The sequence below is a fragment of the Saccharopolyspora taberi genome (assembly GCF_039534165.1).
Classification (GTDB): domain Bacteria; phylum Actinomycetota; class Actinomycetes; order Mycobacteriales; family Pseudonocardiaceae; genus Saccharopolyspora_D; species Saccharopolyspora_D taberi.
The window spans coordinates 145944-169320 of record NZ_BAAAUX010000019.1 but is presented as its reverse complement, the minus strand read 5'-3'; the positions used below and the strand labels follow the sequence as shown (position 1 = coordinate 169320).

The window sequence follows — 23377 nt, the reverse complement described above, 5'->3', positions numbered from 1 at the left end:
GGCATCCCGGCACGGGAGGAGAAGTGAGCGCAGGAATGATGACCGGTTTCGGTGCGATCCCGCCTGACTCCGATCTCTCCCAGCACGCTCGGGAACTCCTGCGGATCCACGACGCGGTCATCGCGGGCGGCCGTCCGCCGCGCCGCCCGCGGGCGCTGGTCGCCCGCTCCTGGCAACGCGTGATGCGGATCGGGCTCGACCCCGACGGCGACAACTCCCGGGTGGCGATGCCGGCCGGTGAGCTGGAAGCGCGGCGTTGCCGCAGCCCGCTCGCCCTGGTGATCGACGAGCTGCGCCTGGCGCTGAGCAGCGTCGCCGAGGCGTCCCAGTTCCTGATGGTGGTGTGCGACGCCGACGGGGTCGTGTTGTGGCGTGAAGGGGCGGCCAAGGTCCGCCGCAACGCCGACCGGCTTGGCTTCGCCGAAGGCGCCCGCTGGACGGAGCAGATGGTCGGCACCAACGCGATCGGCACCGCGCTGGCCGAGGCGGCACCGGTGCAGCTGTTCTCCGCCGAGCACTTCGAGCAGACGCAGCACCCGTGGTACTGCACCGCCGTGCCGATCCACGACCCGCGGACCGGCGACCTGATCGGCGTCGTCGACGTCAGCGGCCCGGCCCTGACGCTGCACCCGGCGATCACGGCCCTGGTCGAGGGCGCGGCGCGGCTGGCCGAGGAGCGGCTGTGGCGGCTGCACCAACGGCACCTGCGCAGGTTGCGCCAGGTCGCCGAGCCCGTTGTCAGCGCCGTCAGCGGACCGCTGCTGGTGGTCGACGACCACGGCTGGGTCGCCCACCACAGCGGGATCGCCGAGCGCGACCGGATCGAGGTGCCCAGGCCGGACCGAGTCCTGGCGGTGCCGGGGATGGGGTTGTGCCTCCCGGAGCGCATCGCTGACGGCTGGCTGGTGCGGCCCACGCGGGAACGGGGATCGGTCTCGGTTTCGGCGCACCTGGACCTGGCCGGCCGGATGCTCGAACTGCGGTCGAGCGGGGAGCCGTGGCGGACCACCGTCACCGCCCGGCACGCGCAGATCCTGGCTCTGCTCGCCGACGCGGGACGCGACGGGCGCACCGCTGCTCAGATCAGCAGCGCGATCTTCGGCGACGCAGAGCACGTGGTCACGGTCCGCGCCGAGCTGTCCCGGCTGCGCCGGGTCGTGGGCGCTCTGGTCACGTCCAATCCTTACCGAATCGCCGACGGGGCCACGCTGTCCGTGCTGCGGTAGCGGTCAGTCGTTGCCGTTCGTCTTCGGTGAGCAGCCGGGAGCGGATCAGGAAGCGGACCCCGTCGGGCGCCTCCAGGGAGAACCCGCTGCCCCGGCCGGGCACCAGGTCGATGGTGAGGTGGGTGTGCTCCCAGTACTCGAACTGCGCTTTCGACATCCACACCGGCACCGGTTCGCCGTCGACCGGCAGGTCGCCGAGGTGCACGTCGGACTCGCCGGTCGCGAACTCCCCGGCGGGAAAGCACATCGGCGCGCTGCCGTCGCAGCATCCGCCGGACTGGTGGAACATCACCGGCCCGTGCCGCGCCCGGAGGCGGCGGATCTGCGCCGCCGCCTCCGGGGTCACCGCGACTCTGGTGACCGCCATCAGAAGAACCCGAGTGCGTTGTCGGAGTAGGACACCAGCAGGTTCTTGGTCTGCTGGTAGTGGTCGAGCATCATCCGGTGGTTCTCCCGGCCGATGCCCGACTGCTTGTAGCCGCCGAAGGCCGCGTGCGCCGGGTAGGCGTGGTAGTTGTTCACCCAGACCCGGCCGGCCTGGATGTCGCGCCCGGCGCGGTAGGCGGTGGTCCCGCTGCGGGACCAGACCCCGGCGCCGAGGCCGTAGAGGCTGTCGTTGGCGATCTTCATCGCGTCGTCGTAGTCGTCGAAGCCGGTGACCGCCACGACCGGGCCGAAGATCTCCTCCTGGAAGATCCGCTGCTTGTTGTGCCCCTCGAAGATCGTCGGCGTCACGTAGTAGCCGCCGGACAGCTCGCCGCCCAGCTCGGCGCGGTGCCCGCCGGTGCGGACCTTCGCACCCTCCTGGACGCCGATGTCGATGTAGGACAGGATCTTCTCCAGCTGGTCGTTGCTGGCCTGCGCGCCGATCTGGGTGTCGGTGTCCAGCGGGTTGCCCTGCTTGATCTTCTCGGTTCGAGCGACGGCGTCGGACAGGAAGTCGTCGTAGATGCTGTTGTGGATCAGCGCCCGCGACGGGCAGGTGCACACCTCGCCCTGGTTGAGGGCGAACATCGCGAACCCCTCCAGCGCCTTGTCGTAGTAGGCGTCGTTCTCGGCGGCGACGTCCGGGAAGAAGATGTTCGGGCTCTTGCCGCCGAGTTCGAGGGTGACCGGGATGATGTTCGCGCTCGCGTACTGCAGGATCAGCCGTCCCGTGGTGGTTTCCCCGGTGAAGGCGACCTTGCGCACCCGCGCGCTCGACGCCAGCGGCTTTCCGGCTTCCGCGCCGAATCCGTTGACGACGTTGAGAACCCCGGGCGGCAGCAGGTCGGCGACCAGGTCGAGGAAGACGTGGATGGAGGCCGGGGTCTGCTCCGCGGGCTTGAGCACCACCGCGTTGCCCGCCGCCAGCGCCGGGGCCAGCTTCCAGGTCGCCATCAGCAGCGGGAAGTTCCACGGGATGATCTGGGCGACCACGCCCAGCGGTTCGTGGAAGTGGTAGGCGACGGTGTCCTCGTCGAGCTGGGAGATCCCGCCCTCCTGGGCCCGCAGCGCCCCGGCGAAGTAGCGGAAGTGGTCGATGGCCAGCGGGACGTCGGCGGCCAGCGTCTCCCGGACCGGCTTGCCGTTGTCCCAGCTCTCGGCCACGGCCAGCCGTTCGAGGTTGGCCTCCATCCGGTCGGCGATCTTCAGCAGGATCCCGGACCGCTCGGCCACCGAGGTCCGGCCCCACGCGGGTGCCGCACCCTCGGCCGCGTCCAGCGCGCGCTCGACATCGGCCTCGGTGCCCCGGGCGATCTCGGTGAACGCCCGGCCGGTGACCGGTGTGGGGTTCTCGAAGTACTCGCCGTTCACGGGAGCCGCGTACTCGCCACCGATGAAGTGGTCGTACCGGGAGCGGAACTCCACCGCCGAACCCGCCGTTCCCGGCGCCGCGTGCAGAACCATCGCGTCCTCCTCGCTGGTGCGGCTCCACGAGCCGTCGTGAGCTTCTGGGTGGTCGAGAAGCTAGGAGCCGGGACGTTGCAGCGGCGTTGCAACGCGACGGGTACTTGCCTGTAACCCGCATCACCCAGCACGATGAACAACCCAGTGAGCCGGATCCGGTCTCGACATCTCTGCGCGGGCGAATGGACACGAGCTACGACACCCCGGTCGATCCGCTTGAGCACGCTCGGCTGCTCAAGCGGGTGCACGCTGCCGTCCTCGCCGGTGACCGCACCCGGCAGAAGCCGAGGTCGGTGATCTTCGAGTCCTGGCGGCGGTCGCTGGACGCCGGCGTCGCCCCCGACCTCGGCCCGCCCCCGGTGGCCTTCGACGACAGCAGGCTCGACGACATCCGCAGGCAGCACCCGCTGGCGAGGTGGGTGCCGATGCTGCGCCAGACGTTGCTCGACGGGACCGGCGGCACCGACCAGGTCATGATCATCACCGATGTCGACGGCACCATCCTGTGGCGCGAAGGCCATCCGCGGACCTGCCGCGACGCGGACCGCGTGCACCTCGCCGAGGGCACCGGCTGGGCCGAGACCGCCATCGGCACCAACGCCATGGGCACCACCCTGGTCACCGGCACACCGGTGCAGATCCACTCCGCCGAGCACCTCGTCCGCACCTACCACTCCTGGACCTGCGCGGCCTGCCCGGTCCGCGACCCCGACACGGGCGCGCTGCTCGGTGCGATCGACCTCAGCGGGCCGCTGCGCAGCATGCATCCCGCGTTGCTGGCGCTCGTGGTGGCCGCGGGGCGGATGGTGGAGAACGAGCTGCGCTGGCGGCAGCTCGCCTCGGACGAGGTGTTCCGGCAGCGCAACGAGCACCGCCTGGCCCAGGGCGCGGCGCTGCTGAGCCCCGGCGGGCGGGTCATCGCCAGCGCTCCGGAGGCGGGAGTCGTGCCTGGGCAGAGGATCGGCATCGACGGCGCGTTCCGGCTGGACGACGGCGAGCCCGCCGAGCTCGAACCGCTTGACGGCGGCTACCTGCTGCGCGCGGGGCGGCGGCGGGTCCGGCAACGGCCGCGGTTGTCCCTGGAACTGCTCGGCGAAGGCGTTCCAGCGGCCACAGTGGACGGTGTGCGGCACGAGCTGAGCCTGCGGCACGCGGAGATCCTCGCGCTGCTGTCGCTGCACCCGGGCGGGCTCTCGGCGGAACGGCTCGCGTTGCTGCTGCACGGCGAGCGTGGAAACCCGACCACGGTCCGGGTGGAGATCCACCGCATCCGCAACGCGCTCGGCAGGCACGTGGTCGAGACCAGGCCGTACCGGATCGCGGCCAATGTGGACAGCGATCTGCTCGCGCTGCGCGAGGCGCTGGACAGCGGTGATGACGAAGCCGTGATCGACCGCGCAGGACTGCTCCTGCCGGACTCGGAATCCGCCGCGATCCGCGCCGAACGAGACGAGCTACTGGCGTCGCTGCGGGACCGGGTGCTCGGTGCCGGGAATCCGGAACTCCTCTGGCGTTTCGCCAACACCGGTGCGGGACGGGACGATCTGGAGGTGCTGGAACGGGCGAGGGATTCGATGGCCGCGGACGCTCCTTACCGCAATGCGCTCGAAACCCGGCTCCGGTGGCTGCTGGAAGAAGACGACTAGCGCAACTGTCCGAACGGACGGGTGAGGGGTGCTCGTTCGTTCCAGGTCGGCCATTCGGTCGGGACGCAATCGGCTGAACGGTCAAAATCCCCCTACCAAAGGAGATCAGCAGGCGGGCCTTCCGGCTGATGCCCGGCAACGCGCTGGGTGAATAAGGTCGACTTCGCGAACGCAGTCGATCTACGAGGGGGCGCGAATGCCTGGTGCACGACGAACGCTGTCCATGGTCGGTGGGCTCCTTGCCGGAGCAGCCCTGGCCTTACCCGGTTCGGTGGCTTCCGCGGACACCGAGCCGTTCATCATCGGTGGCCACGACGCCACCGAGAACTACTCGTTCATGGTGTCGCTCCAGCAGGGCGGGCAGCACCACTGCGGTGGCAGCCTGATCCGGCCGGACTGGGTGGTCACGGCCGCGCACTGCGTTGGTGCGCCGGACGGGCTCACGGCGCGGATCGGCAGCACCGACCGCACCACCGGCGGCTCCGAGGCCAAGGTCGTCGAGAGCATCGTCCACCCGGACTACCAGAACGGTGCGGATCCCGGCGGGGACATCGCGCTGCTCAAGCTGGACCACGCCGTCGAGCAGAAGCCGATCGCGATCGCACCGGGCTCCGGTGAGGCGGGCACCGCCAGTCGCATCCTCGGTTGGGGCATGACCTGCGACGACCAGCAGCAGTGCCCGGAGGCGCCGGTCACGCTCCAGGAGCTGGACACCAAGCTGGTGGACGACGCCCAGTGCACGGACTTCGACGGCAACACGGAGCTGTGCACCGACAGCGACACGCCCGACGCGATGGGCTGCTTCGGCGACTCCGGCGGGCCCCAGGTGGTGGGCCGCCCCGGTGAGTGGCAACTCATCGGAGCCACCAGCCGGGACGGCGACGGGAACCCGAAGTGCTCGTCCGGCACCGGGATCTGGACCGACGTGACCGCCTACGCGGACTGGATCAACCAGCAGATCGGCGGCTGACCCGGTCGCGTGGCAACGACCCGGCGGAGCTGCGCGTCTGCACAAGCGGGAACTCGGTTCCCGGTTGCAGAAGAACAGATCCGGACGGGAAGGCAGAAATGCTGAGCATTGGGACGAAATCGACCGTGACCGCCGCGCTGGTCATGGGTTCGCTGCTGGGGTCGGGTACGGCCGCGCTGGCCGAGTCGACCCCTGACGCCCCGCCGCTCGTGCCGGGAACGCCGTGCACGGTGACCGCCAAGGCGTGCGTCAGCCTGTCGGCGCAGCGCGCCTGGTTGGTGCGGGACGGGCAGGTGTACTACGGGGAGGCGTCCGCGCTCGGGGGACGTCCCGAAACTCCCACTCCGACCGGAACTTTCCGCGTGGAGTGGAAGGACAAGGACCACGTCAGCGGGGAGTTCAACGCCCCGATGCCGAACTCGGTGTTCTTCGCGCCCGGCGGTATCGCCTTCCACCAGGGCAGCCTCACCGAGATGTCCGCGGGATGCGTCCACCTGTCGAAGAAGTCGTCCCAGGTCTTCTTCGACCGCCTCAACCCGGGCGATGAGGTTCAGGTCGTGGCCTGAAGCCCGGCGGGGAACGGGAGTCCGCTCGCGGCTCCCGTTGCCCGCCGATCTCAGCCCCAGGTGAGGAACCGGTAGTGCAGCCCGGTCGACGACTCCTGCCAGGGCCCGACGGAGTCCGGCTCGCGTCCCACCTCGGGCGCGTAGGTGTCCCCTTCGAAAGACTCCTGGATCTCGGTGACCACGATCCGGTCCGCGAGCGGCAGCGCGGCCCGGTACACCGCCGCACCGCCGATCACCCACACGTCCCCGGACACCGCGCCGAGCGCCTGCGGCAGGTCGGCGAAGGTCTCGGCGCCCTCCTGCGGCGTGCGCGAGAGCACGAGGTTGCGACGGCCCGGCAGCGGCCGGAACCGCGGCGGCAGCGACTCCCACGTGCGGCGGCCCATGAGCACGGTCGCGCCCGCGGTCACGGAGCGGAAATGCTTCAGGTCCTCGGGCAGGTGCCAGGGCATCGTGCCGTCGCGGCCGATGACGCCGTTCGTCGCCTGCGCCCAGATGAGCCCGATCACACCGCCACCGGCGCCTTGATGCCGGGGTGCGGGTCGTAGCCGTCGAGCTCGAAGTGCTCGTAGGTGTAGTCGAACAGGCTGTCCGCCGCCTTGAGGCTCAGCGCGGGGAACGGCCGCGCCTGGCGCGCGAGCTGCGTGCGGACCTGCTCCTCGTGGTTGTCGTAGATGTGGCAGTCGCCTCCGGTCCAGACGAAGTCACCGACGCGCAGGCCCACCTGCTCGGCGATCATGTGGGTCAGCAGCGCGTAGCTGGCGATGTTGAACGGCACGCCGAGGAACAGGTCCGCGCTGCGCTGGTACAGCTGGCAGGACAGCTCGCCGTCGGCGACGTAGAACTGGAAGAGCGCGTGGCACGGCGGCAGCGCCATCCGCGGGATGTCGGCGACGTTCCAGGCGGAGACGATGATCCGCCGGGAGTCCGGGTTCTCGCGCAGCGTGCGCAGCACCTCGCTGATCTGGTCGATGTGCCCGCCGTCCGGGGTCGGCCACGACCGCCACTGCACGCCGTAGATCGGACCGAGGTCACCGTCCGGCGCCGCCCACTCGTCCCAGATCGTGACGCCGTGCTCCCGCAGCCAGCTGACGTTGGCGTCGCCGCGCAGGAACCAGAGCAGCTCGTAGGCGATCGAGCGGAAGTGGACCTTCTTCGTCGTGATCAGCGGGAATCCGTCGGCCAGCCGGTAGCGCAGCTGATGCCCGAAGATCGACCGCGTACCCGTGCCGGTTCGGTCCTGCTTGCGGGCTCCCGTGTCGAGCACGTGGCGGAGCAGGTCTTCGTACTGCGTGTCCGGCATGCCCGAGAGCCTAACCAGTTGGCCGACGCCCGGTCAGCCGGAGGTCGAGTCGCGCCAGAACAGCTCGGTCAGCTGGTCAGCGGTCCGCTGCATCTGCTGCAGGGCTTCGGGGATCTGCGCCCGGCCGAACCGGCTGCGCGGGCCGTTGAGGGTCAGGATCGCCACGAGGGTTCCGGCGCTGTCCCGGATCGGGCGCGACAGCGAGAGGAGCTCGTGCTCGAGCTCGTTGTCGATGATCGCGAAGCCCTGCTCCCGGACCTGCTCGAGTTCCTTGAGCAGCGCCGTCCGGTCGGTGATGGTGTACGGGGTGAACGCTTCGAGCTCGTCGGGAAGCATCGTGCGCAGCCGTTCGGGGGACTGCTCGGCGAGCAGCACCTTGCCGGTGGAGCTCGCGTGCATGGGGTAGCGCTGGCCGACCATGTTGCGGGACACGATGCCGACCACGTGGGATCCCGCGGCCTCGGCGACCAGGTCGAGCCCGTCCTGGGCGTTCGGCACGGAGAGCGTGACCGACTCGTTGAACTTGTCCGCCAGTTCCTGCAGCACCGGCTGCGCGTGGGCCACCAGGCCCGCGTACGGGTCGGCGCGGCGGCCGAGCCGGGCGAGTTCCCAGCCGAGGACGTAGTTGGTGTCGATGCGGTCGACCAGGCCGCTCTGCTCAAGGCTGTAGAGCAGCCGGAAGGCGGTGGGCCTGCTCAGGCCCGCGGCCTTGGCGAGGGTGGTGGCGGTGGCGCCGGTGCGCGGCTGGGCGGCCAGCTCGCGCAGCAGGCGGACGGCCTTGGTCACCGACTTGTTGGCCATCTCCGTGCGCTCGGGCGCGTCGCCCATTCTGCTTCCGCCTCCTGCTGCCTCGGAACGCTCGCGGGCACGCGGAGCCGTGCCCTACGTCCAGGCTAACAGTCGCGTTCACTTAGTGGACGCAACGGGCGGATAGCAGGTCCAGCCGTATCCAGTTCATGGCGTTTGGGGTTCGCTGCTGTCGCGCGGCTGGCGCTGGGGGCCTTGAAGTCCCTCCTGTGTCATGAGGTGTTTGCATAATGAACGATCTGTTCGTTATGAACAAGTGTGAGTCGGGTGGCTCAGGCTGTCAATGTCCGCTGGTCCGCCCGAAGCCTTGACGCACTACATGGCCTCTGCCACAGTTACTGGTCACTGCGTTCACATGATGAACGCATAGATCAGGTTTGGGTACCCGATACGGATCTGGTCGTCGCCGTGTTGCAGCACGTCCCCACAACCTCGCCCGCAGGTCGGGACGGGGGCGCCGTCAGCGTGCGCACCCGTACCGCGGGCGCTTCGCCAGGGAGGAACAAGCTGGTGACCAACACCGCAGTCGAGAGCCCCGCGCCAAGGCTGGTCGACCGGAAACGATTCCTGATCAGGCTGACCGTCGTCGCCTCCGGTGGCATGTTCATCGACGGCTACGTGCTCGGCATCGTCGGTCCGGTGATCGCCGCGATCACCACCGACCTGAACATGTCGGTCTACGGGGAGGGGCTGATCGGCGCCGCCGCGCTGATCGGCATCTTCGCCGGTGGCCCGCTCGGCGGCTGGCTCGCGGACCGGCTCGGCCGCAAGCCGATGTTCACCGCCGACCTCGCCGTCTTCGTGGCCGGGTCGGTGCTGCAGTTCTTCGTCGACTCGAGCTGGCAGCTGTTCCTCGTGCGGCTGCTGATGGGCGTCGCGATCGGTGCCGAGTACTCCATCGGCTGGCCGCTCATGGCCGAGTTCGCGCCCGCCCGCCTCCGCGGCAGGTGCATGTCCTTCGCCGAAGTGGCCTGGTACATCGGATTCGTGGCGGCCTTCGTCGTCGGTTACGTGCTGATGGCGGTCGACGCGGACTGGCGGGTCGTCCTCGGCACCAGCACCCTGCCCGCCGTGCTCCTGTTCCTCGGCAGGCTGGGCGTTCCGGAGTCACCGCGCTGGCTGATGAACAAGGGCCGCGTGCGGGAGGCCGAGCGGATCGCGAACACCTACATCGAGGACGCCGCCGACCGCGCCGACATCACCGGTGAGCAGCAGCGCCGGGGCACGTTCGGCATGCTCTTCTCGCCGCAGCACTGGCGGGCCACCACGTTCATCTCGGTGTTCTGGTTCTGCACCGTGACGCCCTACTTCGCCATCGCGACCTTCTCCGCGAGCGTGCTGTCGCAGTACGGCCTCGGGGAGGACGGTCTGGTCGGTGCGATCGGGGTCAACGGGGTGGCACTCGCGGGCGTCATCGTGTCGTGCCTGCTAATCGACCGCATCGGGCGCCGCAAGCTCACCATTCCCCAGCAGTGGGTCTGCGCCGTGGTGCTGGCGGTCATCGGGCTTTGGGCATCGGCGCCGCCGCTGGTGATCCTGGCCTGCTTCCTGGTCTTCGCCTTCGCCAACGCGATGTGCACCGCGCTTACGGGCGTGTACCCGGGCGAGGTGCTGCCGACGGAGATCCGGGGAGTCGGAACCGGGTTCGCGACAGCGGTCAGCCGCGTCGGCGCCGGCCTGGGCACGTTCCTGCTGCCGTGGTCCATGCAGGCGCTCGGCGCGGGGACCACGATGCTCATCGCCGCCGGGGTCTGCGTCGTCGGCGGCGCCGTCTCCCAGGTCCTGGCCCCGGAAACGGTCGGCCGCAACCTGAACGAGATCAGCTCAGCAGGCGATCGGTAGGGGGTTCTTTCGGACAGCCCACCGATCTCGCCGTGTACCTGGCGAGCGACAGGCCCCCGGGGCAGGATCCCCGCCCCGGGGGCCGAACATCTCGAAACGAGCCGGTTACCAGCGAGCCGAGGTGCCCGCCTCGCCCAGGGTTCTGGGCAGATCCAGCGGGTTCGACTCGCGCAGTGCGGGCGGCAGGGCGAAGTCCGGTGCGTTCTGGTAGGTCACCGGGCGCAGGAAGCGGTCGATCGCCGCGGTGCCCACGGACGTGTGCGCGACGGCAGTGGTGGCCGGGTACGGGCCGCTGTGGTGCTGCGCGGCAGTCACCGCGACTCCGGTGGGCCACTGGTTGAACACGATCCGGCCCGCTCGCTCCGTTGCCAGCGCTACCAGGCGGGTCACCTGGTGTCGCTCGGCGTCGTCGGGTTCGTCGGCGGTCTGGACGGTGACCGTCAGGCTTCCCGGCACGGCGGTCAGGACGGCGTGCAGTTCCTCGTCGGAGCCGTATTCGGCGATCACGGCGGAGGGGCCGAAGTTCTCTTCGAGGAGGACAGGGTGTTCGCACAGGTTCTCCGCCGCTCCCGAGTGGAACAGGGTCGGCGTGTACGCGGGAACGCCCGACCCTGCCGCCTGCTCGCGTCCCTTGACCAGCACCTTGACCCCCGGAACGCCGGTGATCTCGTTGACGCGCCGCTGGTACGCCTGCACGATCCTGGCGTTGAGCATCCTCGTCGGCTCCACCTGCTCGGCCACTTCTGCGATGCGCGCCGCGAGGATCGTGCCCTCGGGAAGCAGGAGGATTCCCGGCTTGGTGCACAGCTGTCCGGCGCTGAGGGTGAACGAGCCGACGAAGCCCTGGGCGATCTGGTCATCGCGCTCGTGCGCGGCCCCGGTGGTGACGACCACGGGGTTGATGCTGCCGAGCTCGCCGTAGAAGGGGATCGGGGTCGCACGGGCCGCGGCGATGTCGAACAACGCCCGCCCGCCGGACACCGACCCGGTGAAGGCCCCGGCTGCCACCCGGGGGTCCTGCAACGCCCGCACTCCGGCCTGCCTGCCGGTGATCATCGCGAACGTCCCCTCCGGAGCACCGCTCGCGGCGAGAGCCATCCGCACGACATCGGCCGTCTTCTGCGAAGTGCGCGGATGGCCGGGATGTGCCTTGAGCAGCACCGGGCACCCGGCGGCGAGGGCGGAGGCGGTGTCGCCGCCTGCGACCGAGAACGCGAACGGGAAGTTGCTCGCCGCGAACACGAGCACCGGGCCGATCGGCATCAGCCCGCGGCGGAGGTCGGGCCGGGGCCCGAGGACGAAATCGGGGTCGGCGCGGTCGAGGACGACCCGGAGGTACGAGCCGTCGCGGAGCACGTCGGCGAACATGCGCAGCTGCACCGTCGTGCGCTTCAGCTCACCGGTCAGCCGGGCTTCGGACAGGCCCGTCTCGGCCGCGGCCGTTTCGACGAGCGCGGAGGTCTCGGCGTCGAGTGCGTCGGCGACCGCGGTGAGCACGTCCGCGCGCCGGCCCGGGGTCTGGTGTCCCCAGGCCGAGGCCGCCGCGGCTGCCGCGGTCAGGCACCGCTCGAGCTCCTCGTTCGTTTCTTCGGGCTCGGCCTGCTCGAACGTGTTGGTCATGTGCTGGGTGCCCTCATTCGTCGTGCTTGCGGGTGGTCAGAGCTGGAGATCGCGATACCCGCCGAGGCGGCCGCGGTGGAAGATCAGGGGATCGCCGGTGCCGGCTTGCAGCCGCTGCACTTCGGCGATGACGATGACGTGGTCGCCGCCTTCGAGTTCCTGCGCGGTCCGGCAGTCGATCCAGGCGTGTGCGCCGGTGATCTGCGGGCAGCTGTGGGTGGATTCGTGCCAGTCCAGCGCGGCGAACTTGTTGTCGTGCTTGCCGGCCAGGGTGCGGCAGACGTCGTGCTGCCCGGCGGCCAGGACGCTGGCGCTGAAGTGGCCGGTGGGGCGGATTCTGGGCCAGCTGCTGGAGGTGTTGGCGACGCTGAAGGTGACCAGCGGCGGGTCCAGCGACAGTGACTGGAAGGTCCCGACGACGAGCCCGGCCGGTCGTCCGGTGCCTGCCTCCCGGCCGGCCACGACGACGACGCTGGTGGGCAGGTGTCCCATCACGTCCCGGAAGTGACGGGGCTCGATCGTTGCGGATGGCGTGGTCATGATCGGGTTCCCTCCCAGTCGGGGTGCCGGTGATCGGTGGGTTCAGGTGGTCAGGCCGGTGGTGATGTCGCGGGCGGCGCGGTGTCCGCTTTCGATGGCGCCGTCGATGAAGCCCGCCCACAGGTTGGCGGTGTCGCTGCTGGCGAAGTGCAGGACGCCCTCGGGTTGTTGCTGGGCTTCGAGGTAGCGGGTGAGCTGGTGCGGCCGTTGCATCAGCCAGGTTTCCCGGGAGTGCGGGTCGGCCATCCAGTCGTGGCCGGTGACTTCCAGGACCTCCAGGTCGTCGCGCCAGACCCGCAGTGCCTCGCTCACGGCGTTGAGGTCGTGAGGTGAGATGCGGCGTGAGTCGGCGCCGAAGGAGACCAGCACGGCGTCGTCTGTGCCGAGGAACTCGGTGCGCACCACCGACAACGGATGAGCGGCCGAGGAATACGCGAAGAACGGTGTGATCGGGCCCCGCACGCGGATCCAGACCTTCACACCCCGCGAGGCGGTCTTCTCCTCGCTCGCCGCACGCTTCTCCGGACACAGGGAGGGGCTGATGTCCAGGTCGCCGAGGAGGTTCTGCGGCAACGTCAACACCACCCGCTGCGCGGTGATCCGGGAACCCGCCACAGTGGTCACCACCGCACCATCCGGATCGTGCTCGATGCGGCGGACTTCGGTTCCGGTGCGGATGTCGGCGTGGGTGTCGGCGACGATCGCCTCGACCAGCGACCGGGTCCCCGCAGCCAGCCGGAACACTGCTGAGGCTTCGTGCATGAGGTGCCACGAGCCGGCGGTGGCCGCGGTCCAGCGCAGCGCGCTGGCGAACGCCCCGTCCTGTAGTGGCGCGTTGAAGTGCCCCACCCACGCGGCCTCGTTCGCCCGGTACTCCTCCACCGGCAAATCCAGCGCGTCAAGCCGGTCCTGAACGGTGAAACCGTCCACAGAGGCCAGACCGGGTTCCGACAGCGGCCGGTCCGGGCGGGGAATCCACCGCATCGTCTCGGCCAGGAGCCGCCGCATGCCCGGATCGATCAGTTCCATGAACTCGTCGAGCGTGCCCCTGCGGACCTCGTCCCCGGCCAGCCAGTACGCCTCCTCGGGCCGAGGGCCGCGGGTGACCTCCAGGCCGTAGCGGGTGACCTCGGCCCAGGCGTGCGGCTGCACCCAGTGCAACCACGTCCCACCGATCTCCAGATCACGACCCAGCCGGTGATCAGTCCACACCCGCCCGCCCAGCCGATCCCTGGCCTCCAGCACCAGGACGCGCAAACCCTTCCGGCCCAGCTCCCGAGCCGCGATCAGTCCGGCGACCCCACCACCGACCACAACGACATCAACTTCCTCGGACACCCTGGCAGCACTCCTTCGCCGTCCGCTTCCCGCTACGATCATGAACGCTTCGTTCAATATACGAACACAAGTAGCGATATTGTGACCCTGCTCGCCCGAGCGCGTCAAGCGTCGTTTCCGGTGGTTTTCCGATGGAGAAGCAGGTGATTTGGTTGACGGGAGGGTGTTGCGATGTCATCTTATGCGAACAGAGCGTTCGGATTATGAACATAAGTTGGCAGGAGAAGATCGATGCCCTCGTCGAGCATTGCCGAAGCCGTCGCCGCGCTCGCGGCTGGTGGGAAGGTCCTCGTCGTCGATGACGAGGACCGGGAGAACGAAGGCGACCTGATCATGGCCGCCGAGCATGCGACCACCGACGACGTCGCGTTCTTCCTCGAACACACCTCGGGCTTCCTGTGCGTCTCGATCGACGAGCAGCGGGCGGACGAGCTCGGGCTGGACCTGATGGTCTCGGCCAACACCGAAAGCCAGGGCACCGCCTTCCTCGTCAGCGTCGACTACCGGCACGGGACGACCACGGGGATCAGCGCCGGGGACCGCGCGAAGACCATCCGCGCGCTCGCGGATCCGCGGCTCGAGCCCGCCGACCTGGCCCGGCCCGGCCACGTCCTGCCGTTGCGCGCCAAGCCCGGAGGGGTCCTGCGCCGCGCCGGGCACACCGAGGCCGGAGTGGACCTGTGCCGCATGGCCGGGCTGAGCGGAGCCGCGCTGCTGTGCGAGGTCGTGACCCCCGACCGCCGCCACATGATGCGCCGTCCCGAGCTGGACGGTTTCGCCGCGCGGCACGACATCCCGATGATCTCCATCGCCGCGCTCGTCGAGTGGATGCGGGAGCGCGGGGACGTCCGGCCGACCGGCCAGGCCACGATCCCGACCGATCTCGGGGCGTTCCGGGCGATCACCTACCGGTCCGGGTCCGACGGCGTCGAGCACCTCGCGCTGGCGATGGGCGATGTCGCGGGTGCCGAGGACGTTCTCGTCCGGCTGCACAGCGAGTGCCTCACCGGCGATCTCCTCGGCTCGCTGCGCTGCGACTGCGGAGCCCAGCTGCGCATGGCCATGGAGCACATCGCCGCCGCAGGCCGGGGAGTCGTCGTGTACATGCGCGGCCACGAAGGGCGGGGGATCGGACTCGGGCACAAGCTTCGCGCCTACGAGCTCCAGCAGCACCAGGGCATGGACACCATCGAGGCGAACCGGGCGCTCGGGCTGCCGGTCGACAGCCGCGACTACATCCCCGCGGCCCGCATCCTCTCCGGACTCGGCATCGCCTCGGCGCGGCTCATGACCAACAACCTCGACAAGTACCGCGCGCTCGCGGAGTGCGGGATCACCGTCAGCGAACGCCTTCCGCTCGAAGCGGAGCCGAACGAGCACAACATCAGCTACCTGGCCGCGAAGCGCGACCGCATGGGACATCTGCTCCAGCAGCTCGCTTGATCCTCCGCGTCCGGGCCGGGCGTAAGGACTTGGTCCCGCTGGTCTTTTCTCACACCTGGGTGTGATCCGTTCACTTAATGTTGAGAGTGTTCACATACTGCGTATCGCGAACCCGTGTGCCAACACTCGGATCGAAGCCTGGGCCGACCGGGGCGATCCGGGAGAGATCGCGCTCTATAGCCCGCATTTGACGGCGCAAAGCACCCTTGACGGGCCTGTGCGACCCAGGGCACAATGCGCAAACGCGTTCAATAAATGAACGTACAGTTCACTTCTGTTGGACCTGGCGGCTCTGCGAGCCAGGTCACCGCCGAGGGAGGCGTGATGGGCGACCGTCCGTTCAAGCTGTTTGCTTTCGATGTTCAGGCGCCGGCGCATCTGACCGCCGGTTCGTGGCGCAACGCCGACGACGAGGGGCACCGCTACACGGATCTGAGCTACTGGACCGAGACGGCGAAGCTGCTTGAACAGGCGCGCTTCGACGGGATCTTCCTCGCCGACACCGTGGGCTACCACGACGTGTATGCGGGGTCGCCGGACGCGGCGATGCGGGATGCCGCGCAGTTCCCGATCAACGATCCGACGTTGCTGGTGTCGGGGATGGCCGCGGTGACCGAGCACCTCGGGTTCGGGGTGACGAGTTCGCTGACGTATGAGCAGCCGTATTCGCTGGCGCGGAAGTTCAGCACCCTGGATCACCTGACGGGTGGTCGGGTCGGGTGGAACATCGTGACGTCCTACTCCGAGTCCGCGGCCCGCAACCTCGGCCTGGGCAAGCAGATTCCGCACGACGAGCGCTACGACCGCGCTGAGGAGTACATGCGGGTCTGTTACAAGCTCTGGGAGTACTCCTGGCAGGACGACGCGGTCGTCCGCGACCGGGAGTCGGCGACCTACGTCGAACCGAGCCGGGTCCGGGAGATCCAGCACAGCGGGCAGTACTTCCAGGTGCCGGGCTTCCACCTCTGCGAGCCTTCGCCCCAGCGGACCCCGGTGCTGTTCCAGGCGGGGGCCTCGTCCAAGGGGGTCGCCTTCGCCGGATCGCACGCCGAAGCGGTGTTCATCAACACCATGACGCCCGAGCTGACCCGGCGCAGCGTGGACAAGGTGCGCCAGGCGGCCGCGGATGCGGGCCGTGATCCCCGCAGCGTTCAGATCACCGCGTTGATCACCGTCGTCGTGGCTCCGACCGATGAGCAGGCGCAGGAGAAGTACGAGTCCTACCTGCGGTCGGTGAGCTACGAGGGCTCCTTGGCGCGGTTCGCCGGATGGACCGGCATCGACCTGTCCGGATACGACCCCGAGATGCCGTTGCGCTACGTCGAAACCGACGCCTCGCGGTCTCTCGTCGAGATGTTCTCCAAGGCCGATCCGAGCCGCACGTGGACTCCGCGCCAGATCGCCGAATTCCTCGGCATCGGCGGCACCGGCGCCGTCATCGTCGGATCGCCCCGGACCGTGGCCGCCGAGCTGCGCCGCTGGCGGGACGTGGCCGACATCGACGGCTTCAACCTCAGCTACACCAGCAAGCCGGCGAGCTGGCGGGAGTTCATCGACCTCGCGCTGCCCGAACTCCGCCGCCAGGAGCTGGTCAAGGAGGACTACGAGCGCGGCACCCTGCGGGAAAAGCTCTACGGAGCAGGCCGCAACCTGACGCTGCCCGACCACCCCGCCACCGCGGTGCGCGGCCTGCCCGCCGGCGCCGCTCAGCCCGCGGAGGGCGCGCTCGTCTGATCAACCCGCGCCGGGAGACCGAAAGGCTTCCCCGCCGGACACGCCCACCAAGCCGAACAACGATGGGAGATCCATGTCCACCATCTCGTTCTCCGGGGTCTTCGCGGCCGTTCCCACGCCGCTGGGCCCCGACGGATCCAACGTCGACCAGCCCGGCATCGACCGGGTGACCCGGCACATCGTCGACGGCGGGGCCGGCGGCCTGGTCGTGGGCGGGAGCACGGGCGAGTTCACGGCGCTGAGCCTCGACGAGCGCAAGCTCTCCATCGAGGCGTTCGTCGCGGCCGCGGGCGGTCGCGTCCCGGTGATCGCGGGAACGGGCGCCCTGACGACGGCGGAGACGATCGAGCTCAGCACGCACGCCGCCAAGGCTGGTGCCACCGGGGTGATGGTCGCTCCGCCCTACTACGAGCGGCCGTCCTCCGACGAACTGATCGCGCACCTGCGGGCGGTCGTCGAGGCCGTCGACGTACCGGTGATGTACTACCACATGCCCGGCCTGACCGGTGTCGAGCTGACCGCCGACCAGCTCGTGGACCTCGTCCGCCGCACCGGGATCACCTCGGTCAAGGACTCCGGTGGCGACTTCACCGCGTTCACCCACCTGCACCAGCATCCCGAGGTGCCCGCGGTCCTCAACGGCTGGGACAGCCTGACCATGTCGGCGTTCGCCGCGGGCTCGCCCGCCTCGGTCTGGGGTTTGGCCAGCGTCCTGCCCCGCCAGTGCGCCGACCTGCACGCCGCCGTCGTGGTCCGGGGCGACCTCGCACGCGGACGCGCGATCTGGGACGGCCTGTTCCCGATCTGCGAGTTCCTGGACACCGTCAACTACGTGGCGGCGGTCAAGGCCGGGCTGGAGCTCGTCGGGGTCGACGCCGGGCCGCCCCGCCGCCCGGTGCAGCCGCTGGACCCGGCGAACCGGGCCCGCCTCGCCGAGCTGCTGAGCGCCGTCACGTCGGTAGCTGCCCCGAGCACCTCGGCTCCCGGGCAGGGCGTTCGCCGTGGCGGGCGGTCGCTGCTCGAACCGCGGCTGCTGCCCGCCCACGGGCACTTCATCGACGGCCGGTCCAGCGCCGGCACCTCGGGCCGCACGATCGACGTCGTCAACCCGTGCGACGAGACCGCGTTCAGCTCGGTGGTCGAGGGGTCCGCCGAGGACGTCGACCGCGCCGTCACCGCCGCGCTGCGCGCGCAGGGGGAGTGGGCGGCCAAGGTGCCGAAGGAGCGGTCGGAGATCCTGCACCGCGTCGCGGACCGGATCGAGGAGCACGGCGAGGACCTCGCGGTCCTGGAATCGGTCAACACCGGCAAACCGCTGATGGTCTCCCGCGACGACATCGCCGGAACCGTCGACACCTTCCGGTTCATGGCCGGTGCGCTGCGCGGGTTCACCGCTCAGGGCGCCGGGAACTACGTCGAGGACCACCTCTCGGTCATCGTCCGCGAGCCCCTCGGCGTGGTCGGGGTGGTCACGCCGTGGAACTACCCGCTGATGATGGCCGCCTGGAAGATCGCGCCGATCCTGGCGGCGGGCAACAGCCTCGTGCTCAAGCCGTCGGAGCAGACCCCGCTGACGACCCTGCGGTTCGCCGAGCTCACCGCGGACCTGCTGCCGGCCGGGGTGGTCAACGTGGTGACCGGATACGGCCCGGAGGTGGGCGGCAGGCTGGCCGACCACCCGGACATCGCGATGATCGCGCTCACCGGATCCGTCAACAGTGGACGCGCCGTCGCCCGCGGAGCGGCGGAGTCCCTCAAGCGGGTGCACCTCGAACTCGGGGGCAAGGCGCCGGTCGTCCTGTTCGAGGACGCGGACCTGTCCGCCGCGGCGGAATCACTGCGCGCCGCCGGGTACTGGAACTCCGGCCAGGAGTGCGGGGCCGGCTGTCGTGTGCTGGTCCACGAATCGGTGGCAGACGCGTTCGTCGAGCACCTGGTGCGCGAGGTCGGCTCCCTCGTCGTCGGCGAGCCCGGGACGGGCGAGGACGTCGAGATCGGACCGCTGGTATCCGAAGCGCATTACGACCGGGTCACCGGCTACCTGGAGCGCGCGAAGCAGCAGGGGATCCGCGCCGCGATCGGCGGGGCGCCGTCGGCGGGTGCTGGCTATTTCGTGCCGCCGACCGTGCTCGTGGACGTTCCGGAGGGCGCCGAGGTCGCCCGCGAGGAGATCTTCGGCCCGGTCGCGACTGTCGAGACGTTCCGGGACGAGGAGGAGGCCGTGCGGCGGGCCAACAGCACGCGGTACGGCCTGGCCGCCTCGGTGTGGACCGAGAACGCCCGGCGCAGCCACGCGGTGGCGAGCAGACTCGACTTCGGCACCGTCTGGGTCAACTCGCACCTCGTGCTGTCCAACGAGGTGCCGTGGGGCGGCTTCAAGGGCTCGGGGTACGGCCGCGACCTGTCGATCTACGCGCTCGACGACTACTCACGGACCAAGCACGTGATGCACAACCACGGTCGCTGATTTCGCCGTCAGCGGTGGAGTCGCTTGCGTCCGGTGACCTTGTTGTAGATCACCAGGACGATGACGGCGCCGATGACCGAGCCGATCCAGCCCGCCGGCTGGAAGCCCCGGAAACCGACCGTGAGCAGGCCGAACAGGAAACCGCCGACGACCGAGCCGACGACGCCGATCAGGATCGTCATCGGCAGTCCGATGTCGTCCTTGCCCGGCACGACGGCGCGGGCGATGAAGCCCGCGATCAGCCCGAACACCAGCCAGCCGATGATCGTCCACAGCATGGGTACCACCTCTGTTGTCCGACAGATGATCCACACCGAGGTTACGTGACTCGCGATCATCGGCGGCGGGTGCTCGATCCACGGGCACGGGTGCCGCGGCAGCGGGCGCGTAGTTCGGTTCGCGGAAGCTGCCCGAACTGGCCAGGGGAACGGGACAGGCGTTGCGGATCTTCCGCGCGGAGATGCGCGATGATTCCTCCGCGAGCGGCGCGGGTGACAAGGACCACCCGAGATCGCGTTGATGCTGTGACCGCGGCGGTCGTGACACGGTCATGCGGTTCCTGAGGGGCGGTGTCCTGCGGTGAGCGGGGCACTGGCTAGCGTGGTCCGTCGTGGCGAAGCTGTATTTCCGGTACGGGGCGATGAATTCCGGTAAGTCGACGGCCCTGATCCAGGTGGCTCACAATTACAAGGAGCGCGGACAGCGCGTTCTCGTGGTGAAGCCGGCCATCGACACCAAAAGCCCCGAAGTCGTGTCGCGGATCATGGTGACCCGGGAAGTCGACCTCGTGCTGGACGAACAGGCCGCCCTGCGGGATGCCGTGCTGGCCGCGGGTGCGCCGGACTGCGTGCTCGTCGACGAGGCGCAGTTCCTCACCGGGATCCAGGTCGAGGATCTGTTCCGGCTCGCGGTGCTGGACGGGATCCCGGTGATCGCCTACGGGCTGCGCAGCGATTTCCGCACCCGCGGTTTCCCGGGAAGCCTGCGGCTGATGGAACTCGCGCATTCCATCGAGGAGCTGAAGACGATCTGCCGCTGCGGTCGCAAGGCGACGCTCAACGCGCGCACGGTCGACGGTGCCTTCACCCGGGCAGGCAGCCAGGTCGCCATCGACGGCGAGGTCGGCTACGAGTCCATGTGCGGAACCTGCTACCTGCAGAAGGTCGGCACGCTCGGGTAGGGAAGCCGCGCTGTTTGACTACGATGCGGTGCCACCGCCTCGATGATCCCAGGTCGTCCTGTCCGGCGAAGGGGTAGTAGCAGGCCCGGGGTCCGGCCGCAGGCGCCGTCGGTACGTCGACGGCGGGAACGGCCGCCCCCAGCGCGGTCACGCGGTCGGCGTCACCGCCTCTTCGGTCACGGACCGGTGAACCGGGAGCGGGAGCCGCCTGGCCTCTTTTTGATTACCCCTTCCGGGGAATGCGTCCCGAGATCTCAACAGGAAGCGATCACCGCTCGAAGCCTGAGGATTTCTGTCCCACTCTCGGGTTGGTCACAAACGCCCAGTCTCCATCACTGAGTGTATCGCCCTCGTTGTTGGCATTGGAGCGGGTGAATCATCACTTCCGGGGGCGGATCCTTGGCCCCCGGCTCCTCGGCTCCAGATACTTGGCACGCCACTTCTTGGCGCTTCTCAACCATTGAAAGGACGTGTTGATCATGGACCTCATGGACCAGTTCGAGGAGATCACGAAGAAGGACACGGAGGCTGCTCCGATCAGCAGCTCCTCCAGCTTCGCCGTCGATGAAGAGGCCGCCACCGACGAGGAATGAGTGCGTGTCGACTGCGGCCCGCAGGACGAGGTTCACGCCTCGGCCTGCGGGCCTCCGACTGGACGGAACCGGATGAGGTGGAGAACTGACGATGTCGCATTCGCCGATGGTCCCGCGTGCCGATGTGCGTTTTCGCCGACACGGGCGCTATTTGTACGTGTGCAGCAGCAGCGGGGCGCTCCGCGTTCCGTTCTCCGGCTCGGAACCGGAGCGGGACGGCGAAACGGCGGATGTGGCGTGGTGGCAGCTCCCCGACAACACCCTCGCCGGACTTGCCGAGCGCGGGCTGATGGTCCCCGCTGATCAACCGCTGCGCCGCCATCTCTCCTACGAACCCACGGTCGCGCAAGCCGGTCCGGTGCGCGTGCTGGGCGATGACCCGCTCAGCACCTCGATCACGTCCTGCCTGCGCAGTGCCGGGGTCGACGCCGTGCAGGCAGGCGAAGCGGCGCAGGCATGGGTGGTCTCGCTCGCGGCTCCCGCGCAGGATCTCCGGACTGCCACCGAAGCAGCACTCTCCGATCGAAGCCCGGTCATCGTTTTCGCCTGCACTCCCGCAAAAATCCACGTCGGTGTGCTCCGCCCGCCCGAGACCGCCTGCCCGCTGTGCCTGGAACGCCGGATACGCGCGAACTGGCCCGGGCAGGACATCGCCGACGCACCACTGGAAATCCTGCTGGGGACGTGCTCGGAGCCCGACTGGCCCAGCAACAACGCCATGACCGGGCTGATAGCGCACGCCGTCCTGCGCGCGGTCGGTACCCGTGACCACGACCCCGGCGTGGCGGAACTCGTCGAGCTGGACCTGGATTCCTGGGCCAGCACCCGCCATCCGGTGCTGCACCTGCCCTCGTGCCCCGGATGCGCCCAACAGGTGCGCACCTCGGCACCGCCCCTCGCCTGGCGTGACAACACCACTCCCGCGCTGGCTGACAGCTGGCAGCGGATGCAGAAGGCGCTCGACCCGCTGACCGGGATCTTCACCGCGGTGCGGACGCGACGCCCGGACGACTCGGAAGCGACGCTCGCGCTCACGGCCGGGGGGATCGACACCAGGTGGTTCTCCTCGGTGTCGGCGTACACGGTGAGCGGGTCGGCCAAACACGATCCGCTGGAAGCGTCCGTGTGCGCGCTCGGCGAAGGGCTGGAGCGGTACGCGGCGGGCGTGTACGACCGGGGTGACTTCGTTCGCGGGTCGTTGTCCGAACTCGGTCCCGCCGCGCTGGATCCGCGGGAGCTGCCGCTGGGTTCACCCGCCGAGTACAGCTCTGTCAAGCGCTTCGTGCCCTACCAGCCCGATCTGGTGATCGACTGGGTCGAGGGAGTCGAACTGAGCACCGGGAAGCCGCGCTACGTGCCCGCCGGCGCCGTGTACGTTCCCTATCACGCCCCCAGCCGCGGCGAGCGACTGCTGAACTCGGTCTCCACCGGGCTGGCCGCCGGCAGCACCCCGGCCCAGGCGCTCCGGGGTGGTCTGCTCGAAGTCGTCGAGCGGGACGCCTTCGCGATCTTCTGGTACAACCGGCTGGCCGCACCGATCCTGGAGCTGACGAGCCTGCCGCCGGGGCCGATTCGCACGGTGGTGGAACGGATGCGGCAGCGCGGCATCGAGATCACGGCCAAGAACATCACCACCGACCTCGGCATTCCCACGGTCCTGATGTCGGGCCGGCTGGAGACCCCGGAGCGCCCGGTCGTCCTGCATTCCAGCCGGTCCGGGCTCGACGTGCACGAAGCCCTCCAGGGAGCCTGCGAGGAACTCGAACTCGGCTTCTGCCAGATCTTCGACCTGCTGGAGACCCGCGAGGTGCCCGAAGACGGAGCTGCGCTGGGCCACATGTGGGACTTCTACCTCTACTACTGCCGTGCGGACCGCGTCCCGCTGCTGGACTGGCTGCGCGAGGGACCGGTCCAGCCCGTACCACCGCCCGGTTCCCGGTCAGGCGGGTCCGATGTGGACGAGATCGTGTCGCGGCTGGTGGCAGCCGGTCACCAGCCCATCGCCGTGGACATCACCCCGGTCGACGTCGCCGAATGCGGGGTGACTGTCGTCCGCAGCATCATCCCGGGGCTGCAACCAGTTGTGTTCTCCCAGAAGTTCCGGCACTTGGGAGGTCGCCGCGTCTTCGAAGCACCCGTGCGGATGGGGGCGCGCACGCACCCGCTGAGCGAGCAGGAACTCAATCTGCAGCCGCTGCCGATGGCGTGACGT

At 69.4% G+C, this 23377-nt stretch carries 19 protein-coding genes and 1 pseudogene; 11 read left to right on the top strand and 9 right to left on the bottom strand.

Going from position 1 to position 23377, the window contains the following annotated elements:
* The first annotated feature begins 23 nt into the window (after window positions 1-23).
* Window positions 24-1226: a GAF domain-containing protein gene (locus ABD691_RS22555; protein ID WP_344682827.1), complete on the top strand. Its 1203-nt coding sequence runs from the start codon at window positions 24-26 to the stop codon at window positions 1224-1226.
* Here the strand turns inward: ABD691_RS22555 and ABD691_RS22550 are convergent.
* The gene (locus ABD691_RS22550) at window positions 1171-1593 is read right to left on the bottom strand and encodes a DUF779 domain-containing protein (RefSeq protein WP_344682826.1); all 423 of its coding nucleotides are present in this window, start codon (window positions 1591-1593) and stop codon (window positions 1171-1173) included. The genes ABD691_RS22555 and ABD691_RS22550 overlap by 56 nt on opposite strands.
* A complete protein-coding gene (gene exaC / locus ABD691_RS22545) occupies window positions 1593-3116 on the bottom strand; it encodes an acetaldehyde dehydrogenase ExaC (protein ID WP_344682824.1) in 1524 nt (507 codons plus the stop codon). Before exaC ends, ABD691_RS22550 begins: the two co-directional genes overlap by 1 nt.
* 182 nt (window positions 3117-3298) lie before the next feature.
* On the opposite strand from exaC, the gene ABD691_RS22540 reads away from it, so the two are divergent.
* From ABD691_RS22540 to ABD691_RS22530, 3 genes are all read left to right on the top strand, one after another.
* Window positions 3299-4762 (top strand): GAF domain-containing protein, encoded by a 1464-nt coding sequence (locus ABD691_RS22540; protein ID WP_344682822.1) that lies wholly within the window; start codon window positions 3299-3301, stop codon window positions 4760-4762.
* 196 nt (window positions 4763-4958) lie between these two features.
* On the top strand, window positions 4959-5732 hold the full coding sequence (locus ABD691_RS22535) for a S1 family peptidase (RefSeq protein WP_344682820.1): 774 nt from the start codon (window positions 4959-4961) through the stop codon (window positions 5730-5732).
* Window positions 5733-5830: 98 nt separating this feature from the next.
* Complete coding sequence (locus ABD691_RS22530; protein WP_344682818.1) at window positions 5831-6298, top strand: L,D-transpeptidase; 468 nt, start codon at window positions 5831-5833, stop codon at window positions 6296-6298.
* Between the two features lie 50 nt (window positions 6299-6348).
* On the opposite strand, the gene ABD691_RS22525 is transcribed toward ABD691_RS22530, so the two are convergent.
* Genes ABD691_RS22525 through ABD691_RS22515 form a run of 3 tightly spaced genes read right to left on the bottom strand, consistent with a single transcriptional unit; the run spans window position 6349 to window position 8429 of the window.
* Window positions 6349-6807, bottom strand: a complete 459-nt coding sequence (locus ABD691_RS22525; protein WP_344682816.1) for a dihydrofolate reductase — start codon at window positions 6805-6807, stop codon at window positions 6349-6351.
* Complete coding sequence (locus ABD691_RS22520) at window positions 6804-7601, bottom strand: thymidylate synthase (protein WP_344682814.1); 798 nt, start codon at window positions 7599-7601, stop codon at window positions 6804-6806. Before ABD691_RS22520 ends, ABD691_RS22525 begins: the two co-directional genes overlap by 4 nt.
* Window positions 7602-7634: 33 nt before the next feature.
* Window positions 7635-8429, bottom strand: coding sequence for an IclR family transcriptional regulator (locus ABD691_RS22515; protein WP_344682812.1), 795 nt, complete (start codon window positions 8427-8429; stop codon window positions 7635-7637).
* Between the two features lie 489 nt (window positions 8430-8918).
* On the opposite strand from ABD691_RS22515, the gene ABD691_RS22510 reads away from it, so the two are divergent.
* Window positions 8919-10250 (top strand): MFS transporter, encoded by a 1332-nt coding sequence (locus ABD691_RS22510; RefSeq protein WP_344682811.1) that lies wholly within the window; start codon window positions 8919-8921, stop codon window positions 10248-10250.
* Window positions 10251-10355: 105 nt separating this feature from the next.
* On the opposite strand, the gene ABD691_RS22505 is transcribed toward ABD691_RS22510, so the two are convergent.
* The 3 genes from ABD691_RS22505 to ABD691_RS22495 are packed head-to-tail and all read right to left on the bottom strand — an operon-like array spanning window position 10356 to window position 13748.
* Window positions 10356-11870 carry an aldehyde dehydrogenase (NADP(+)) gene (locus tag ABD691_RS22505; RefSeq protein WP_344682809.1) on the bottom strand — a complete coding sequence of 505 codons (1515 nt, stop codon included), beginning with the start codon at window positions 11868-11870 and terminating at the stop codon, window positions 10356-10358.
* A 36-nt stretch (window positions 11871-11906) separates the two neighbouring features.
* Window positions 11907-12410 (bottom strand): flavin reductase family protein, encoded by a 504-nt coding sequence (locus tag ABD691_RS22500; RefSeq protein WP_344682807.1) that lies wholly within the window; start codon window positions 12408-12410, stop codon window positions 11907-11909.
* Window positions 12411-12452: 42 nt separating this feature from the next.
* Window positions 12453-13748 carry a flavin monoamine oxidase family protein gene (locus ABD691_RS22495; RefSeq protein WP_344682805.1) on the bottom strand — a complete coding sequence of 432 codons (1296 nt, stop codon included), beginning with the start codon at window positions 13746-13748 and terminating at the stop codon, window positions 12453-12455.
* 231 nt (window positions 13749-13979) lie between these two features.
* Between ABD691_RS22495 and ribA the strand changes: the two genes are divergently transcribed.
* The 3 genes from ribA to ABD691_RS22480 all read left to right on the top strand — a co-directional run bounded on the left by ribA (window position 13980) and on the right by ABD691_RS22480 (window position 19392).
* Window positions 13980-15191 carry a GTP cyclohydrolase II gene (ribA, locus tag ABD691_RS22490; protein WP_344682803.1) on the top strand — a complete coding sequence of 404 codons (1212 nt, stop codon included), beginning with the start codon at window positions 13980-13982 and terminating at the stop codon, window positions 15189-15191.
* A gap of 324 nt (window positions 15192-15515) precedes the next feature.
* Window positions 15516-16925 (top strand): LLM class flavin-dependent oxidoreductase, encoded by a 1410-nt coding sequence (locus ABD691_RS22485; RefSeq protein ID WP_344682802.1) that lies wholly within the window; start codon window positions 15516-15518, stop codon window positions 16923-16925.
* A gap of 73 nt (window positions 16926-16998) precedes the next feature.
* The gene (locus tag ABD691_RS22480) at window positions 16999-19392 is read left to right on the top strand and encodes an aminobutyraldehyde dehydrogenase (RefSeq protein WP_344682800.1); all 2394 of its coding nucleotides are present in this window, start codon (window positions 16999-17001) and stop codon (window positions 19390-19392) included.
* An 8-nt stretch (window positions 19393-19400) separates the two neighbouring features.
* Here ABD691_RS22480 and ABD691_RS22475 read toward each other — a convergent pair whose 3' ends face one another.
* Complete coding sequence (locus tag ABD691_RS22475) at window positions 19401-19670, bottom strand: GlsB/YeaQ/YmgE family stress response membrane protein (RefSeq protein WP_344682798.1); 270 nt, start codon at window positions 19668-19670, stop codon at window positions 19401-19403.
* A gap of 125 nt (window positions 19671-19795) precedes the next feature.
* Between ABD691_RS22475 and ABD691_RS33770 the strand changes: the two are divergent.
* The 3 genes and pseudogenes from ABD691_RS33770 to ABD691_RS22465 form a co-directional block, all read left to right on the top strand.
* Window positions 19796-19912 (top strand): annotated as a pseudogene (locus tag ABD691_RS33770) (Sec-independent protein translocase family protein); the annotation flags it as partial.
* A gap of 90 nt (window positions 19913-20002) precedes the next feature.
* Complete coding sequence (locus tag ABD691_RS22470; protein ID WP_344682796.1) at window positions 20003-20572, top strand: thymidine kinase; 570 nt, start codon at window positions 20003-20005, stop codon at window positions 20570-20572.
* Window positions 20573-21322: 750 nt separating this feature from the next.
* Window positions 21323-23374, top strand: a complete 2052-nt coding sequence (locus tag ABD691_RS22465; RefSeq protein WP_344682794.1) for a TOMM precursor leader peptide-binding protein — start codon at window positions 21323-21325, stop codon at window positions 23372-23374.
* Window positions 23375-23377: the final 3 nt, after the last annotated feature.